This is a genomic window from bacterium, assembly GCA_031082185.1.
Taxonomy (GTDB): Bacteria; Sysuimicrobiota; Sysuimicrobiia; order Sysuimicrobiales; family Humicultoraceae; genus VGFA01.
Genome location: JAVHLI010000003.1, coordinates 77,548 through 94,633, shown reverse-complemented (window position 1 = coordinate 94,633; position 17,086 = coordinate 77,548). Strand labels below are relative to the sequence as shown.

Sequence of the window (17,086 nt, the reverse complement as noted above, 5' to 3'; positions counted from 1 at the left end):
GGCTACGCGCGGGTTATCTTGCGAAGGGCGGCGAGGGCTTCGGACACCTCCCGCCCTTTCGCTTCGATGAGGTCCAGCAGCTCCTCCGGGGTGAGGGTATCTTCCTGCGGCCTGGCGTGGGGGTTCACCGCCTTGAGATCGTAGTTACGGGCCTCGATTGCATCGCGTGGCACCGTCCAGCTCCGGGGACTGTCCGCGCGCTCAGGCAGGAGGCGGAGGAACTCCTCGAAGTGCGCCGCTGTCAACGGAGATTTCTTCCCGACCTTGATGTCCGAGAGATCGTAGTACCAAATCCGTTCCGTCGGACCGCCCCTTATGAAGAAGAGCAAGTTGGCCTTGACGCCTGCGCCCGCGTTCACAAACGTTCCCGGCGGAAGGCTCAGGATGCACCACAGGTCGCAGTCATCGAGTAGTTTGCGCTTGGTCTGCACGAACGCGGTCTCGTTGGTCCTGAACAGCACGCCTTCGTCTAGCACGATGCCGCAGCGGCCGCCCGGCTTCAGGCTGTCAATCACATGTTGAAGGAACAGCACCTGGGTGGCGCTGGTCTTGTAGGCGAAGCGCGTCTGCGCCTCCTTGCCCTCCTTGCCGCCGAACGGCGGATTCATCAAGATTACGTCGTGCAGCGCCGGCGCCTCGGTGAACAGGCCTCCGTAGGCCTCGGCCCCGGTCAGCGTGTTCCCATGCCAGACGTGCGGCTCGTCAATGTTGTGCAGCACCAAGTTGGCCAGGGCGATGGGATAGATGGCGTTGTCCTTCTCGCGCCCGTAGAAGGTCCGCCGCTTGAGGGTCTCCAGTTGGTCCGGCGAGGTGATCTTCTCGTTGTTGGGCCCAGCCATGTGCTCGTAGGACTGCGCCAGGAACCCGCCGGTGCCGCACCCCGGGTCGTAGACTGTCTCGCCGATCTTCGGATCAATTACCTTCACAATGGCGCGGATGACCTCGCGCGGGGTGAAGAACTGACCCCCGTCGTTGCCCTTCTCGCCCATCTTGAGGAGCAGGCCCTCGTAGACCTGCGAGAGGGTGAAGACGTGAGTCTGGTCCACCACCTGATCGCTGATCTCGTTCACCTTGTCGAGCACGTCGAGGAAGTTGCGCTCGGTGTCGATTCTGGTCCGCTCCACCCCTGCCATGATCTCGCTGATGATCTTCTGGCGCGGCGTCGCACCCGGGCGGTCCTTCAGGTTCCTGAGGTACGGCAACAACTCCGTGTGAACAAAGCCGAAGAACGCACCCAGCGCCCCGTTCTGCATCTCGCGCCGCTTCGGTCCATCAGGTGCCGCCCAGTCCTGCCAGCGGTAGGGAGGCTCCAGGGACGGGGTGAACTCCGCGCCGACCGCCTCGGCTTCTTCGGCCTCCCGGATCTCCCGCTCGTCCAGGATTCGCAGAAAGAGGATCCAGGTCAGTTCCGGAACGTACTGCAGCGCCCCAGCACAGTTCGAGCGGCGCATGATGTCGCAGATCGACTTAATCGCGCCGTTGAGCGACTGCTGGGAGTTGAGGCGTCTGGCGTTGCCGTTAGGTTTCGATCGGTGTGGCATCAGCGTCCCTCAGAGGGCTGCAGCATCGCAGGTTCCTCGAGTATATTCAGCAGGGCCCTGGCGCAGAATACCCGACCGCGCTTCGCCGCCCCCACCTGGGTGAGGACAGAGAGCGACTCCAGTCGCTCGATGGCCCGCTGCGCCGTGGTGTAGGCCACGTCCAGACGTTTCGCCACCCGCTGGATCGTGCAATACGGGTTTTCGGCCAGCAGATCAATCACCGCGGATGGTGTTCTGGACGGGAAGCGTCCCACGACGACGCGCCACCGCGTAAGGATCTCACTAATCCTGGTGGCCCTACCCGTGGCATCCTCGGCCTGCAGGGCCACGCCTGTCAGGAAGTATTCGAGCCAGGCCTTCCATTCCCCGCGCTCGCTGACGCCCAGCAGGCGGTCGTAGTACTCCCGCCGCGTCGCCTCGAAGAAAGCGCTGAGGTAGAGGAGCGGTTTCGGCAGCACGTCTCGCTCTACGAGGAACAGGGTGATCAACAACCTGCCTACCCGGCCGTTCCCGTCGAGGAACGGGTGAATGGCTTCGAACTGGTAGTGCGCCAGGGCGATCTGCACCAGGGGCGGCAGCGCGGTGTCATGGAGGAAGCGCTCCCAGGCCCTCAGGCAATCGGTCATCTCGGTCGGAGGCGGCGGCACGTAGGTCGCCGTGGCCAGCGTAGCGCCGGGAGGCCCGATCCAGTTCTGTGTGCGCCGGAACTCGCCAGGGGTCACCTGGCCTCCGCGTGTCTCGCCCATCAGCCTCGCATGGAGTTCGCGGACGAGCCGGAGGGAGAGGGGAAGGGTTCTGAGGCGCTCCAGGCCGTATTCCAGGGCGGCCACGTAGTTGCCGACCTCGCGGAGATCCTCCGGGCTGCGATTGACGGCCGCGCCGGCCTCCGCCGCCAGCAGCTCTCCCAGGGTAGCCTGCGTGCCTTCGATCTTGCTGGAGAGGACAGCTTCGCGCCTGATGAAGGGGCGGATGAGGAGGTGAGGACTAGGGAGGCGGCCGCCCTCGCCCGCGAGCCGTCCGACTGCGCGGTCGGCCGTAGAGAGGGCAGAGATTAACCCGGGAGACCACATGAGGTCGGGGGGCAGGGGGGCCGGGACGAAGGCATGGTACCCCTCACGCGTCCGGATCTTCTTGCCAGAAGGTTTGGGCTGGGATGTCACGCGGCGCCCGCCTCAGTTTGCGGCCTCGAAAAGTGGCCCACCGTCTATTTTCGAATTGCTTCAGTAATGAAAATAGCCCTTCGCGCCGTATGAGTCAAGGCTGGAGTTCCCCGGCGAAGGCCCGGCGGAGAATCGCGGCGGGGAGGACGGTGATCCCCTCGAGTTCCGCGTCGGTGGCAAGTCTCGCTTTCTCTATCGAGGCCATTTGATCATCAAGCATCGCCACGATTTGCTTCTGGGCGGAAAGCGAAGGGATGCATACATGGAAGGCTTTGACGGTTGGCATATAGACGGTGTTGTGAACCGCACCGCTCGCCAGTGAGCGGATGTAGTCCCGAGAGGCTCGGAGCAGGTAGGCCAGGAAAACCGGATCGATCTCCGGCCCGCACACCCAGTTGACGAAATCCTGGCTGGTAGCCATTTCTCGGCCCATTACCGTTACGAATCCAACTGATGCCGTTCGTGAGAGGACAACGGTCCGCGCAGGTAGCACCCTGGCCGAGGAGTTCGCAATGCCGGCTTCGTTTGTGTGCTCACTCGTTTCGAACGCGATCTTGCCATCGAGCTGCCGGATGTCGGGGAGTGCGATCCAGTGGATTGGACCTCCCCACCATTCAGGATGGTACCGGCTTGGGGTGTGCCCGCTCTCCAGGCGCGCGATGTCCGTCAGTCTTCTCCAACTCCAACCGAACGGGGTAGCGTCGACATTCGAACTCACAGAAAGAGGTGTGAAACCGTTGAAGACTCCTCGCAAGCAGGCATCGGGGAGAGCTTCGAGTGCTCTCAGCCGATCCTCGGCGGCGGCCCGCGCCCGCTCCACTTGCGCCATACATTCCTCCAACAACGCGACGATCCGGCGCTGCTCTGCAAGCGAGGGCAGCGGAATCTCAAGAGAAGCAAGAAACCCCTCAGGGACCCGCTGCTGGCCGACGGTTCCATAGAAGTGCGCCATCGCAGCAGTCAGTATGTGTGGTTGACGCATGAAGTGGTGAATCCACTCCGAAGTCACTTCGAGTCCCGGGCGGAGGACGTGGAACTCGGTGGAGCCGAAGCCTATGCCATCAGTTAGTCCCCTCACGACCGCGTGCTTTCCGTTCTGCATGCACGGTGTGATCTTCGCGAACATGACATCTCCTTCAGCGAAAAAGGTGTGCCCCTTTCGGACTTCAGCGTATGGCCTCAACTCGAAGCGTGTAATCCGACCAAGCCGCTCGTCCACCGCTGACATCGGGACGAACGCTGTCAGGGCTTCGTCAGGGCGAGCCAGGCTCGGAGCTGCTCGCGGATTCAGGGCGCATATTTCGCCCAGCCGCACCCGGCGCCAGCCATTAGGAAGCTGAATGCCCCCTGGACCCTCACTCATGCCGCGAACATCCTCTTCTTGGTCTCTTGAAGTACGTCAGCGGGCTTGCCCAATGCTTTGAGTGCTCGCAGCCCGCCTGCTCTCGCGACCTCGGGTGTCTGAAACACCTGCGGGTTCTCCAGCCCGTCCGTTCCCGAATGCGCAAACTGCGCCGCAAGGGCCTTGAGGGTTCTCGCGGTCTCCGCGGGGAGACGTGCGAGCCATCCCGCGTGCTTGTACTCGAACGCTTCTGCCCGCCCTGCCCGCGTGCGGGGCGCTATCCCATAGCCCAGCTCCCCAAGCACATCGTACAGGTCGTAGTCAGCCATGTCTTCTAGCGCCTGCACCAGCACCGCCGACCGGCCGGCGTCCGGCAGCCGGGCCAGCAGGTCGCGCCGTTCGGGCGGCACCACCCACCGGGCGCGGAAGAGGTCCAGCGTGGGCGCCTCCTCGACCAGGCGGGCCGCCAGGCGCTCCTTGTATTCCTCCACGGTCACGGGCTGGGCCTTCCCATCCACCATGGTCAGGATGTATCGGCCCGCGTCGGTGACCCTGATGTCGAACCCCTCGACCATGATGATGCGCTCCGGCGGCAAATGACCCCCCTCAGGGGGCTCCGCGCTGCGCTCTCTCCGGGGCGGCGTGTATCGTGTCTTGAACTCCTCGCCAAAGAGCCGGGTGGCATCGGTATAGTCGTAGACACGGAACATCAGTTTCCCAGTCGGTGGGTGCAGGCGCGTGCCGCGGCCGACCATCTGGTAGAAGGCGATGGGCGACCGGACATACTTGAAGAAGACGATGTTGCGCACGACGGGCACGTCCACGCCGGTCGTCAGAAGCTCGACGGTCGCCGCAATGAAGTGAGACCGCGAAGCTCCACGCAGATCGGCGAGGTGCTGGCTGCCGCCGACGCTGGCGGTGCACTTGAAGGCATAGGGCTCCAGACGCGGCCTGCTGTTCCGGGCACACCACTCCGCATAGAGGTTGTTCAGGGCGATGGCGACATCGTCGGCGTGGCGGTCGCGAGCGCAGAACACGATCGCCTTCTGCTCCGGTCCTCCGGTGGCGAGCAGGTGGCTAAACAGGTCCCGGGCCATCCGGTCGACCCGCTCAGGCAGCAATATGAGGTCCTCGAAGCTCGGTGCGTCGTAGCGGGCCCGGGCTTCGCGGGGCACCAGAGGGAGGCCAGTGGTTGCGTCGGTCAGTCGCTTCCCTTCGAGGTCCTGCTGCTCGATCCCGGTATCGCGCTCGCTTTGGGTCTTGTCGTCCAGGAAGATGTCCCGGCGGACGATCTCGCAGCCGGCCAGGTAGCCGTCCTCGATCCCCTGGCTCATGTCATACTCGTAGACCGGCTCACCGAAGTGCCTGAGGTTATCGGCAGAAATCTGGGCGTCTGCCTCGGCCTCCCTGCTCTTCTCGGTGAACTCGATCTGGCGCGGGGTGGCCGTCAGGCCGATCTGCACCGCGTCCGGGTTGCGGCGGAGCACCTGCGACCATTTCCCCCAGGCCGAGCGATGGCACTCGTCTATGACGATGTGGCTGAAGTAGTTCTCCGGGTAGTAGGTCGTCAGGAAGTTGGCGTCCGCGTCGTCTGTGGCGACGTCGAGCGTCTGGTAGGTGGCGATGTGGATGCGGGCGTTGCGGGCGTGGTTCGACCCGTCGGCCTCCTTGTAGACCTCTGCCGCCTCGGCCCCGAATGCACTCTGAAAGGCCCCAAGCCCCTGGGAGCGGAGCTCGTCGCGGTCGCAGACGAACAGCGCCCTCCGCAGCAACCCGGCGTCGGCAATCCGCTTCAACAGGTGGACCGCGATGAACGTCTTTCCGGACCCGGTGGCCAGGGACAGGAGCGCCCGCTTCCCACTGCGGGCCAGCTTCTCCAGCACCGCGCGGATGGCGGCGTCCTGGTAGTAGCGGCGCGTTGCCTCTCCGCCTGTGTAGCGAGTCAGGAGCGGTCTTGCCGCCGGAGAGTCCAGTGTGAAACCCATGCCGCGCTCGTATCGGACGCGCAGGTCGGCAGGGGTGGGGAACTCAGCCATCGGGCGCGGCGCAACAGTCAGGCCGGTGAACCGGTCGAACTCCACGAACAGGCGGCCGTTCGACGAGAAGACAAATGGCACGTTGAGCCGTTTGCAGTTGGCGTAAGCCTTCCCCTGCTCAAGGCCGTGTGCTGGCGGCAGGTGTTCGGCTTTGGCTTCGCAGAGCGCAGCCGCCACCGGTTGGGTGTCAGGAGTGACCCTGACGCGCAGCACGTAGTCTACGCGGCCCCGGGCTCGCCTGCGCGGCCGTCCATCAACGATCTCGATGGCTCCCGCGGTCTCCTCGCGGCGGATGAGGTCTTCTGTCCAGCCGCGGACATGCAGGACAGGGTCGATCAGCTTGGCACGGGTGTCGGATTCACTCAGTGCCACGGTGCACTGGACCTCTCATGTCTCCGATCTTTCTCCTACCCAGGCCCTCCCTCCTGTAGGCTCCAGCCCATCCCCAAATAAAGCAGCCCCAGGGCGACCGTCAGGCCACCCCGGGGCGGTGCGTATGCCGTAGCTTGAGAGTCGGCTCTTGCGCCTCTGCCCTACGCCCTTACCTCCTGCCGCTGGAACGCCACATAGGCGCCCGCGAACAGCATGATCACGGTGGCGATCAGGCCCGTGAACTGGGGCCAGACCAGAAGCAGGCTCTGGGAGAGCGGCAGGAGCGTTCCCCGCACCGCGCCTTCGAGCTGCGTGATCAGCACCGGACCCAGCGCGCGCACGTCGGGGTTGAGCAGCGCCAGCACGGTCTCCGAGTATAGCGTGTTGGGCGAGAGCCGCGACAGGAACAGGCGGAAGTTGGCCAAGGCCAGCTCGGTCTCCGGTCCGCCCGTGGCGGTCGCGCTGATGATGTTGAAAAACAGGCCTGCCAGGATCTCCCAGAACACCGCGAAGAACAGCCAGACCGCGATCGCCGCCATGGCCGAGGTAGCCGGCTGGCGAAACACCACGGAGAACAGCAGCGCCAGCGCCAGCCACACTCCGCCGTAGGCCAGGGTGGCGAGGATGAACGCGAGTCCGCGCGCCACCTCACGGCCTTCCGGCACCACGCCCAGCCGCAGGATGCCCAACCCGGTCACCAGCAGCCACAGCGCGAGCAGGGTGATGCCCAGGGTGAAGATGCCCGCCAGGAACTTGCCCAGCAGCACGGCGTCGCGGTAGATGGGCTGCGCCAGCACCCGGCTGAGCGTCCGGCGCATGTACTCGCCGTTGATGGCGTCGAACGCCAGGGCGATGGCCGTGAGAGGGATCAGGAATCCCATGAACGCCACGAACGAGGGCAGGGGATCCTGAGCGGAGGTGAGGATCTTCAGGAAAAGGAAGGGGTCCTCCCCGATGGTCTGCCGCAGGGTCTGCGTGGCCGCGAACACCGTGCCGATCGCGGTCAGGAGGATCAGGCCTTCCAGCAGCCGCATCCGGACGCTGGAGAGGTGATCGGCCATCTCCTTGAGCAAAATGGCCCCCAGGCCGGTCCAGGGGGAGCCTCTACGCTTCATGGCGGGCCTCCTGGAAGTAACGGGCATAGACGTCGTCCAGCGTGGCGCGTTCCAGGCTCAACCCGAGGAGTTGGCCGCCCCCGGCCACAACCCGACGGGCCACCTCGGCGCGGCAGTCCTGTTGGGCTTCCACACGGCAGGTGCCCGGGCGTTCCTGGGCAACGCGCACGACGCCTGGGATCCCACTCAGCAGCCGCTCCAGGCCGTTGCCCGTGGCCTCCACGACGATGCGGTACGCGCCGCCCAGCACCTGCTCGCTCAGCGCGTCCACGCTGCCCTCGAGGACCAGCCGTCCCTTGTAGAAAAGACCAACCCGGTCGCAGACCGCCTGTACCTGTTGGAGCAGGTGCGAGGACAAGAGTACCGTGATGCCCCGCGCCTTTAGCCCCCGAATCATGACCAGGAACTCCTGGGCGGCCTCGGGATCCAGGCCCATCGTGGGCTCGTCCAGGATCGCCACCTGAGGTCGTTTCAGGAGCACCTCGGTCAGCCCCAGCCGCTGGCGCATGCCGCGCGAGTATGTCGCCACCGGCCGATCTGCCACTTCCGAGAGCCCAACGCCGGCGAGGGCCTCGTCAATCCGCGCCTCGGCCTCGGGCCGAGGGAGCCCGTTGAGACGTGCGGTGTACCTAAGGTTCTCGCGCGCGGTCAACTCGTCGTAGAACCCGACCGAGTCAGGCATGTAGCCCACCCGTCGCTTCACTTCCAGAGGGTTGCGCAGGGGATCCTCTCCCAGCACGCGGGCCCACCCGGCGGTCGGCTCGGTAAGGCCCAGCAGCATCAGGATGGTCGTTGTCTTCCCCGAGCCGTTGGGGCCCAGCAGGCCGAAGACCTCACCGGCCTGCAGGCAAAGGTTCAGCGACTCGACGGCCACGATCGGGCCGTAGTGTTTGGTCAGTCCCTGCGTCTCGACAACCGTGCTCATCTCCGTCCGTAGCGCGAAACCACCAGACTGACGATGCCCAGGGCGATCGCAATGACGATGACGCCCACGATGCCCCAGAGCGTGGAGGTGAACACCGTGACACGGAAGTCGGCCGACGAGGAGGAGTCGCCGGCAGTGGCCCGCAGCGTCAGCATGTAATCGCCCGCGATTGCCTTGGACGAAGGCCGCACGGTCGCGGTCACCTGCGCCTCGCCCTTGGGCGCGATCTCCTCGATCCGCGACGGATCGAACTTCACCTGCCACCCGGTAGGCTCGTACGAGGAGACCTCGACCCCGCGCGCAGGCGCGCTGCCCCGGTTCTTGACGACCACCTTGATCGGCGTGTCCCGTCCAGCGTATGCCCGTCCGGACAGTCTGCCCTCAGGGGTAGTAATCGAGAGGTCGGGGCGGCCGGTAACCTCGATGGTGAGCTTGGCCTCGGCCCTGGCCTCGCCGCTGACGGCCCGGACGCTCAGCGCGTGCGTCCCGGCAGATACATCTTGGGGAAGACTAACCTCCGCGTCCAGGTCGCGCGACTCTCCGGCCTTCACCGGCAGGCTCGTCACCTGCTGGCTGGCGAAGGCGGGTGTGAATGCCACCTGGAAGCCCTTCGGCATCTGCGCCTCCAGGCTGACCAGCATGTCCTTCTCGCTCTCGTTCTTTATCGTCAGGCGGTAGCGGAAGCTGGACGTCCCCGGACCCCGGAGCACCGGAAGTTCGGCCTGCAGTTCGAGGCGGCCCGGCTGGACCTGGCCCAGCGTGAGCGCCAGCGGCAACTCCGCCGCGACGCCCTGTCCCGCCGCGGTAAGCACGAACCGGTACGTTCCGGCCCTGGCGCCGGGGGGCGGGTCAAGCCGGACGCTCAGCGGTGCTTCCTGATCGGTTCCAACCGCCACCGCGGTCACGGTGCGGCCGGCGCCGAGAAAACTGACCTTCCATCCCGGCGCCCTCTTGGCAATCGCCAGCGTCACGACCTGCGGCGCCAGCCCGTAGTTCTTGACGGCCAGCGCCAGCGTGACCGGCTCGCCGGCCCGCACGGTCTGACTGGGATAGGGCGTTGAAAGCCCAAGGCCCCGGTATCCAGGGGTTGATTCAGGGCTGGGACCTGCGACCGCGGCGCCTGGGGCGCCAAGAGACAGCGCGAGCCCCGCGATCAGAATCAGAGTCAACATGCGCGGCATCTACACACCTCCGAGAATCTCGAACATTGCGGGCCTGCGGCCCACTGGTGCAGTATCCGGTTCTGTATTCTCCGGTTTATCGGCTCCCAATGCAAGGGGGGGCTGTTGTGAAACCCCGAGGGGACGGCCATCTCGCAGACGCCGCGGCAGCGTCCCCGCCGTCCCCTCCGCCCGGACCGCCAGGCTATCGTGGCGGGCGGTTCTCTCCCGACTCTCTCACGTCCCCGGCAGTTGGGGTTCGTTCTTCTCCCGGCGGACGAAGAGCCGCCGTGCCATCTCCAATCCCAGGGCCCGGATCTGATGCCCGATCTGCAGGGTGATCGGCCCGCCGAGCGCGGTCGCCTCCCTGACCACAAGGGCGGTTCCCGGAACCAGGCCCATGTCCACCAGGTGAGTCACGAACGGCTCATCCTCTTCCGGGATGCAGACCAGCACGGCGTGGTCCCATACCTCAAGCTGGGCAACGGTGACCAGGGACTGGACGGGCGGCGCACTGTCGCCCGGGATCGGCAGGCCGTGCGGGCAGATCGCCGGATGCCCCAGCACCGTGGCCATGCGCGCTTCGACCTCGGGGCTGATGACGTGCTCGAGCTTGCACGCCTCGGCGTAGACCCGGGGCAACTCTATCTTCAAGATATCCGAGAGCAACCGCTCGGCAAGGCGCAGTCGCCGGACCACGCGGGTGGCGGTCTGCATCCCCTGCGGGGTCAGGATGTGCCCTTCCCCTGTTCCGGAGTGCAGGAGACCCTGGGTCTCGAGTCGCTTCAACATCTCGTAGGAAGCCGGCGGCGAGACGGCCATGTACTCGGCCACCTTCGAGATCGTGACCGGCGGCGCGGTCTGCGCCAGGGTGTAGACCGCCTTGAGGTACATCTCGGTCCGTTCGGTTTTGGATATGTCGTGGACGGTCATCGGCAGAGCTCCCTGCTGCGGCCCCGGATGGTATGTTGCGCGTCCGGCCGGCCAAATCCCTGCATGCCGTCCACACCCTGCGGGTCATCCCTTGTTGCACCCCCACGGCTTTGGTACGCTTCGCGTGTCATGAAGGCGGCGCGCGGGTGGCTGCTGGATCTGGGGGGGGACCCCGTTCCCTTCGCCGAGGCATGGGCGCTGCAGAAGGGCCTGGTGGCCGCGCGCCAGCGCGGAGGGATCCCCGACGTGCTGGTGCTGCTGGAACATCCGCCGGTGGTGACGGTCGGCCGCAGCGGAAGGGCGGAGCATCTCCGCCTGACGCGCGAGGAGCTGCTGTCAGTTGGCATCGAGCTGTTCAGGGTAGAGCGCGGCGGCAGCGCGACCTACCACGGCCCCGGGCAGCTCGTCGGCTACCCTATCGTGGACCTGCGGGTGGTGAACGAGGATGTCGGGCGCTATGTCAGGACGCTGGAGGCGACGATCATCGCCACGCTGCAGGCCTTCGGGATCACGGCAGGGCGCGAGCCGGGCCTCCCTGGGGTTTGGGTGGCCGGCGCCAAGATCTGCGCGCTGGGGGTAGCCGTGCAGCGCCGGGTGACGATGCACGGCTTCGCCCTCAACGTCACCACTGCGCTCGACGGGTTCTCGCTGATCAACCCCTGCGGGCTGGATCGCCCGGTGACCTCGATGAGCGCCGTCCTGGGGCGTCCGGTGGATATCGCCGAGGTGCGCCGGGCCTATCCCGAGCAATTCAGCCGGGCGTTCGGCATCGATCTTGTCCCGATCACGGCGGCGGATCTGGAACAGGCCCACGCGCTGGTGTAGGATCGTATCATGTCAAATGCCTCCCGGCCGTCTCCGGCCTCACACAGTCCCTCATTGCCCGACCTGCGCATCGTTCCCTCGGCGTCGCTGCTGCTGCACGAGGAGTGCGACCCCGGCCGCGTGGAGCGGCTGGCGCGCGTGCTGATCGCCGATGGCATGCTGCGCAACCCCCCGGTTGTTGCGCAACTGGACGGGGGGGCGTATGTCGTTCTTGACGGGGCCAACCGGGTAACCGCGCTCCAGCAGGCCGAGTTCCCCGACCAGCTCGTCCAGGTCGTGGACTACGCCGATCCCAACGTAGTGCTCGAGGTCTGGGCGCACCTGCTTCAGGACGACGGCGTATTGATTAGGGGTGAGGGGTCGCCCTCCCTTGCATGGCGGCCGATGCCGGAGGAGGCGATGCGCGCCGGGCTCGAGAACGGAGAGCTGGCCTGCGGCGTACTGGGTGCGGACGGCGCCTTCGGTCTTCCCTCGGGCGCAGGGTTGGCCGACCGGATCAGGGCGCTCTGCGAGGTGGTGGCTCGCTACAAGGGGCGCGTGCCGATCTTCCGCGTCCAGGGTTCGGACCTGGGCGACCTCGCCCGCGAGTACGGCCGGGCGGCGGCGCTGGTGCTTTTCCCGCGCTTCACCAAGCAGGACATCAGCGCGATCGCCCGCCTACCGGTGAAGCTTCCCACCGGCATCACCCGCCACGTGGTGCCCCAGCGCGCGCTGCGGGTGAACCTCGACCTCGCGCTGCTGCGCGCACAGCAGCCCGCAGCCGAGAAGCAGGCACTGCTCGACGCGCTTGTTCGCGCCCGGTTCCTGGAGCACCGCGTGCGCCACTACCCCGAGCCCACGGTCCTCTACGACGAGTGACCGCGCCGGCAGGGGTGGCCACGGACGGTAAGATGGCCCTCGAGATCGGTTTGGCGCAGGCGGTGGCCATCGTGTACCACGCGCGCCAGCAGTTCCCAAACGAGTGCTGCGGTTTGGTCGCAGGCCGGGGCAGCCGCATCGAGCGCGTGTTTTGGGGTACGAACGTGGAGCGCAGTCCGTTTACCTACCGCTTTGATCCCCAAGAGCAATTCCGGTTCTTCAAGGAGATGGACGCGCTGGGGATGGAACTGCTCGGTATCTACCATTCGCATCCGCGGTCACCGGCCTACCCCTCCCAGACCGACGTTACGCAGGCATTCTACCCCGAGGCGGCGTATCTCATAGTGTCGCTCCACTCAGCGGACGCGCCGGCGGCCGAAGTAGAGGTGCGCGCGTTCAGGATGCAGGGTGGCGTCATCACCGAAGAGGAACTGGCGGTGGCGGTGTGAGGGTTTCCGCGCGGGCTGAGTACGGCATCCGGGCCCTGATCGAGCTGGCCGCCCACTACGGCCGGGGTCCGGTGCACAGCCAGGACATCGCCCGGCGGCAGAAACTGCCGGAGCCCTATCTCCACCAACTGATGACGGCCCTGCGCGCGGCAGGGCTGGTTGTCAGCAAGCGGGGGCCCTCCGGCGGTCACGCGCTCTCGCGCCCGCCGGAGCAGATCGGGCTGCGGGAGGTGTTCGCGGTTCTGGAGGGAACCACGGCACCGTGGTGGTGCGTGGAGGAAGATGCCCCTGATTGCGAGTATGCTTCTGATTGCGGCCTGCAGCCTGTCTGGCGCGCGGTTCGGGGCGCCGCAGAGGGCGTGCTGGATCGGTTGAGCCTGGCGGATCTGCGTGCGGACGGTGTGCGCCAGCCGGCGGCGCGGCCGTAGCCGGGTTATCGGGCAGGGAATGTTCGACAACGCCCCTCCGTTACCCGGAGGGAGCCGATGGGTGCCATACTTGTGACTCTTGATCCTCCTCATGTGACGGTGTCGGATGAGGACCGCGCGCGGTTCGAGGCGCTCGTGGGCGGGCATCTCGACGGCCTGTACAGTTCCGCGCTGCGGCTGACGCGCAACCGTACCGCCGCCGAAGACCTGGTGCAGGACACCTTCTTGAAGGCCTGGCGCTCGTTCCGCACTTTCCAGGCCGGCACCAACGCCCGCGCCTGGCTCTACAAGATCCTGATGAACGCGTACATAGACGGTTACCGCCGATCCTCGCGCCTCCCCGAGGAGGTGGACCAGGAGGACATCAGCGACTTCTACCTGTACGCTAAGGCACAGGAGAGTGAGGAGTACCGCAAGGCGGGCGATCCCGAGGAGATCCTGCTCTCGCACGTAATGGACGCCGACGTGAAGGATGCCCTGGAGCAGGTTCCCGAGCCGTTTCGGGCCGCGGTGATCCTGGCCGATCTAGAGGAGTTCTCCTACAAGGAGATCGCGGAGATCCTGGGCATACCGGTAGGTACGGTGATGTCGCGGTTGTACAGGGGACGCCGGCACCTGCAGCGGTTGCTGTGGGACTACGCACGCAGGGCCGGGTATGCGCGCGACGAGACCGGCTCGCGATCTCAGGTACCGCCATGAGCGAAGTGGACTGCAACGCGGTCTTGAAGCGCCTCTGGGCCTTCCTGGACGGTGAGGCCGACGAGACGTTGTGCCGCGAGCTGGAGGCGCACATCGAGGCCTGCCTGCACTGCCGCAACCACGTCGATTTCGAGCGGCGGCTGCGCGCGGTGATTCAGGTGAAGTGCAAGGGCGAGCAGGCCCCGCCTGCGCTACGCGCCGCGCTCGACCGTCTCTTGAGCGGTTCCCAGTAGGCGTACCTGCCAGGGAATCGCCCCAGGTTTCTCGAACACCCATCCGGACGATCCCCACATTCAGGAGGGTCCCATGCCCAAGGAAGTCATCCGCAGCGACGGCGCACCGATGCCCATCGGTCCGTACTCACAGGCCATCCGTGTTTCAGGAATGCTCTACCTGTCGGGCCAGATCGCGCTCGACCCCGAAACCGGGCAGTTTCTGGGAGGCGACATCAAGACCCAGACCCGCAGGGTGCTCCAGAACCTCTCGGCGGTCCTAGAGGCGGCCGGGTCGTCACCCGACCGCGTTGTCAAGACCACGGTCTTTCTCAAGGACATGAACGACTTTGGGCCCATGAACGAAGAGTATGCCGGATTCTTCCGGGAGTTGCCTCCGGCCCGCTCGACCGTTGCGGTGGCCAAGCTGCCGCGGGACGCGCTGGTGGAGATCGAGGCGATCGCGCTGGCGTAGGAGCGGCGGGCAGGGTTTTCAGGTAAGATTGCCTTGTGAGGCTTCCGCGCTGGGGGGTCGGCTAACGGCAAGCCGGCGGTCTTTGGAACCGCAAATTCAGGTTCGATTCCTGGCCCCCCAGCCAGAGGCATCCCCAGAGCAGAGGAATCCTCCCCACGGCCAAGAATCCCCAGGCAGACAGCCCGCTGCGGTGGAGTGCCGATATGCGTGAGATCGAAGCGGTCGTGCTGGCCGCAGGGAAGGGCAAGCGGATGGTTTCCGCCCTTCCCAAAGTGCTTCATCCAATCTGTGGACGGCCAATGCTGGCGTACGTGCTGGACACCCTGGCCGCCGTGGGCGTCTCCGCCCCCATCATTGTCATCGGGCACGAGGGGGAAGGGGTGCGCGCGGCGATGGGCGATGGTCTGCGCTATGCCGTGCAGGATGAGCAACTGGGCACGGGACACGCCGTAATGCAGGCGCTGCCCGACCTGGAGGGGTACGCCGGCACCGTGCTGGTCATCTACGGCGACGTGCCTTTTCTCCGTCCCGAGACGATCGAAACCCTGCTGGCGCACCACCGGTCTGTGGGCGCCTCCGCGACGATTCTCACCGATCTGCGCGACGATCCCTCCGGCTACGGCAGGGTGCTGCGCGACGCGAGCGGCAACGTGCGGCGCATCGTCGAGGAGACCGACGCCTCGCCACAGGAGCGCGAGGTGCGGGAGATCAACGCCGGGATGTACGCCATCGAGAGCGGCGCCCTGCGGGATTCCCTGCGCGCCCTGCAGCCGGCCAACGCGCAGGGCGAGTACTATCTTACCGATGCGATTACGGTTCTGTTGGATGGCGGCCACACCGTCGCCGCGGTCGTCGTGGCCTCCAGCCAGGAGGCCACCGGGATCAACAGCCGCGCCGATCTGGCTCGGGCCGAGGCCGCGATGCGCGCGGTGCTGCTTGACGCGCTGATGGCCGCTGGGGTGACGATCCTGGATCCCCAGGCGACCTACGTGCACGCCGGAGTGCGGGTGGGTCGCGACACCGTGCTCCACCCCGGGACAGTTCTGGAGGGACGCACGATAGTCGGTGAGGCCTGCACCATCGGTCCGGGGGCCCGCCTGACAGACGCGGAGGTCGGTAACGGCGTGACCATCGTCTACTCCACCGTCACCGCCGGGGTTGTCGGCGAGGGCAGCCGCATCGGCCCCTACAGTCACCTGCGGCCCGGGGCGCGCCTGGGCCGGTTCGTCGAGGTGGGCAACTTCGCAGAGATCAAGAACGCCACGATCGGCGACCGCACAAAGGTGCACCACATGAGCTATATAGGCGACGCGAGCGTCGGCGCAGGGGTCAACATCGGCGCAGGGACGGTGACGTGCAACTACGACGGGCGCGCCAAGCACCACACCGTCATAGAGGACGACGCGTTCATCGGAAGCGACACGATGCTGATCGCGCCCGTTCGGGTGGGGCGCGGCGCGGTGACGGGCGCGGGCTCCGTGGTCCGGCGCGAGGTGCCGCAGGGCGGAGTGGCGGTAGGGATGCCCGCCCGGCTCGTCCGGCGGAGACCCCTGCCCGAGATGCCTGCCGCCGAGCCGATCCCGGAGCAGCCCAACCAGAATGATGATGCGTCTTAAGGTCTTCACCGGTTCCGCCAACCCAGGGCTTGCCGAGGAGATCTCCGAGCACCTCGGCATCCCGCTGGGCGAGATGGAGACCTACCGATTTGCCGACGGTGAGGTCAGCGTGCGCATCATCGAGAGCGTGCGGGGCGCGGACGTCTTCGTGATCCAGCCGATGAGCCCGCCGGTCAATGAGCACCTGATCGAACTGCTGGTGATCCTCGATGCCCTGCGGCGCGCGTCGGCCGGTAGGGTCACCGCGGTCATCCCCTACCTCGGCTACGCGCGACAGGACCGCAAGACCAAACCGCGAGAGCCGATTACCGCAAAGCTGGTCGCCAACCTGCTGACCGCATCCGGCGCGGACCGCATTCTGGCGGTGGACCTCCACACAGGTCAGGTCTGGGGGTTCTTCGACATCCCGCTTGATCACCTGCCGTCCCGGATGCTGCTCGCCGCCTACTTCAGGGAGAAGAAGCTCAAGAACGTGGTCGTCGTCTCGCCCGACATCGGAGGCACCGGCCGCGCCCGCGAGTTCGCCGCTGAACTGGGAGTACCCATCGCGATAATTGACAAGCGGCGGGATCGGCCCAACCAGGTCAAGGAGATCACCCACGTCATCGGCAAGGTCTACCGCCGTACCGCGATCCTGGTGGACGACATCGTGGACACCGCCGGCACGCTGGTGGCGGCCGCCTCGGCGCTGATCGGCCGCGGGGTTGAAGAGGTCTACGCCTGTTGTTCCCACGCGATACTCTCGGGTCCGGCCATTGATCGGCTGGCTGCCAGCCCGATCCGGGAGCTGGTCGTCACGAACACCGTGCCGGTCTCGGTCTCCAAGCGGATAGACAAGGTGCGCATCGTGTCCATTGCCCCCATGCTCGCCGAGGCGATCACGCGAATTCACGAAGACCGTTCGGTCAGCACGCTCTTTGACGAGCCCGCCGCTCCATAG

17 protein-coding genes and 1 tRNA gene are annotated in these 17,086 nt (G+C 66.2%); 10 read left to right on the top strand and 8 right to left on the bottom strand.

From position 1 onward, the window contains the following. Positions 1-2 precede the first annotated feature (2 nt). From RDU83_04305 to RDU83_04270, 8 genes are all read right to left on the bottom strand, one after another. Complete coding sequence (locus RDU83_04305; protein MDQ7840235.1) at positions 3-1,541, bottom strand: N-6 DNA methylase; 1,539 nt, start codon at positions 1,539-1,541, stop codon at positions 3-5. Then, positions 1,541-2,701 carry a Fic family protein gene (locus RDU83_04300; GenBank protein MDQ7840234.1) on the bottom strand — a complete coding sequence of 387 codons (1,161 nt, stop codon included), beginning with the start codon at positions 2,699-2,701 and terminating at the stop codon, positions 1,541-1,543. Before RDU83_04300 ends, RDU83_04305 begins: the two co-directional genes overlap by 1 nt. A 94-nt stretch (positions 2,702-2,795) precedes the next feature. Continuing rightward, positions 2,796-4,064, bottom strand: coding sequence for a restriction endonuclease subunit S (locus tag RDU83_04295; protein MDQ7840233.1), 1,269 nt, complete (start codon positions 4,062-4,064; stop codon positions 2,796-2,798). Then, positions 4,061-6,451 carry a DEAD/DEAH box helicase family protein gene (locus tag RDU83_04290; GenBank protein MDQ7840232.1) on the bottom strand — a complete coding sequence of 797 codons (2,391 nt, stop codon included), beginning with the start codon at positions 6,449-6,451 and terminating at the stop codon, positions 4,061-4,063. Before RDU83_04290 ends, RDU83_04295 begins: the two co-directional genes overlap by 4 nt. 161 nt (positions 6,452-6,612) lie before the next feature. Then, positions 6,613-7,566 (bottom strand): ABC transporter permease subunit, encoded by a 954-nt coding sequence (locus RDU83_04285; protein MDQ7840231.1) that lies wholly within the window; start codon positions 7,564-7,566, stop codon positions 6,613-6,615. Further along, positions 7,556-8,491 carry an ABC transporter ATP-binding protein gene (locus RDU83_04280; GenBank protein MDQ7840230.1) on the bottom strand — a complete coding sequence of 312 codons (936 nt, stop codon included), beginning with the start codon at positions 8,489-8,491 and terminating at the stop codon, positions 7,556-7,558. Before RDU83_04280 ends, RDU83_04285 begins: the two co-directional genes overlap by 11 nt. Further along, positions 8,488-9,672 carry an NEW3 domain-containing protein gene (locus RDU83_04275; protein MDQ7840229.1) on the bottom strand — a complete coding sequence of 395 codons (1,185 nt, stop codon included), beginning with the start codon at positions 9,670-9,672 and terminating at the stop codon, positions 8,488-8,490. Before RDU83_04275 ends, RDU83_04280 begins: the two co-directional genes overlap by 4 nt. A 216-nt stretch (positions 9,673-9,888) precedes the next feature. Continuing rightward, complete coding sequence (locus tag RDU83_04270; GenBank protein MDQ7840228.1) at positions 9,889-10,584, bottom strand: metal-dependent transcriptional regulator; 696 nt, start codon at positions 10,582-10,584, stop codon at positions 9,889-9,891. Positions 10,585-10,713: 129 nt separating this feature from the next. Between RDU83_04270 and lipB the strand changes: the two genes are divergently transcribed. The 10 genes from lipB (at position 10,714) to RDU83_04220 (ending at position 17,086) form a co-directional block, all read left to right on the top strand. After that, positions 10,714-11,409, top strand: a complete 696-nt coding sequence (gene lipB, locus RDU83_04265) for a lipoyl(octanoyl) transferase LipB (protein ID MDQ7840227.1) — start codon at positions 10,714-10,716, stop codon at positions 11,407-11,409. Between the two features lie 9 nt (positions 11,410-11,418). Beyond that, positions 11,419-12,267, top strand: coding sequence for a hypothetical protein (locus tag RDU83_04260; GenBank protein MDQ7840226.1), 849 nt, complete (start codon positions 11,419-11,421; stop codon positions 12,265-12,267). 32 nt (positions 12,268-12,299) lie between these two features. Next, positions 12,300-12,716, top strand: a complete 417-nt coding sequence (locus RDU83_04255; protein ID MDQ7840225.1) for a M67 family metallopeptidase — start codon at positions 12,300-12,302, stop codon at positions 12,714-12,716. Further along, the gene (locus RDU83_04250) at positions 12,713-13,144 is read left to right on the top strand and encodes an Rrf2 family transcriptional regulator (protein ID MDQ7840224.1); all 432 of its coding nucleotides are present in this window, start codon (positions 12,713-12,715) and stop codon (positions 13,142-13,144) included. The genes RDU83_04255 and RDU83_04250 overlap by 4 nt, the downstream gene beginning before the upstream one ends. A gap of 57 nt (positions 13,145-13,201) precedes the next feature. Next, positions 13,202-13,843 (top strand): sigma-70 family RNA polymerase sigma factor, encoded by a 642-nt coding sequence (locus RDU83_04245; GenBank protein MDQ7840223.1) that lies wholly within the window; start codon positions 13,202-13,204, stop codon positions 13,841-13,843. Beyond that, on the top strand, positions 13,840-14,076 hold the full coding sequence (gene rsrA / locus RDU83_04240; GenBank protein MDQ7840222.1) for a mycothiol system anti-sigma-R factor: 237 nt from the start codon (positions 13,840-13,842) through the stop codon (positions 14,074-14,076). Before RDU83_04245 ends, rsrA begins: the two co-directional genes overlap by 4 nt. A 73-nt stretch (positions 14,077-14,149) precedes the next feature. Further along, entirely contained in the window at positions 14,150-14,530 is a 381-nt protein-coding gene (locus RDU83_04235; protein ID MDQ7840221.1) for a RidA family protein, read from the top strand. A 50-nt stretch (positions 14,531-14,580) separates the two neighbouring features. Then, positions 14,581-14,654, top strand: a tRNA-Gln gene (locus RDU83_04230). Between the two features lie 79 nt (positions 14,655-14,733). Next, the gene (glmU, locus tag RDU83_04225) at positions 14,734-16,146 is read left to right on the top strand and encodes a bifunctional UDP-N-acetylglucosamine diphosphorylase/glucosamine-1-phosphate N-acetyltransferase GlmU (GenBank protein MDQ7840220.1); all 1,413 of its coding nucleotides are present in this window, start codon (positions 14,734-14,736) and stop codon (positions 16,144-16,146) included. Next, positions 16,130-17,086 carry a ribose-phosphate pyrophosphokinase gene (locus RDU83_04220; protein MDQ7840219.1) on the top strand — a complete coding sequence of 319 codons (957 nt, stop codon included), beginning with the start codon at positions 16,130-16,132 and terminating at the stop codon, positions 17,084-17,086. The genes glmU and RDU83_04220 overlap by 17 nt, the downstream gene beginning before the upstream one ends.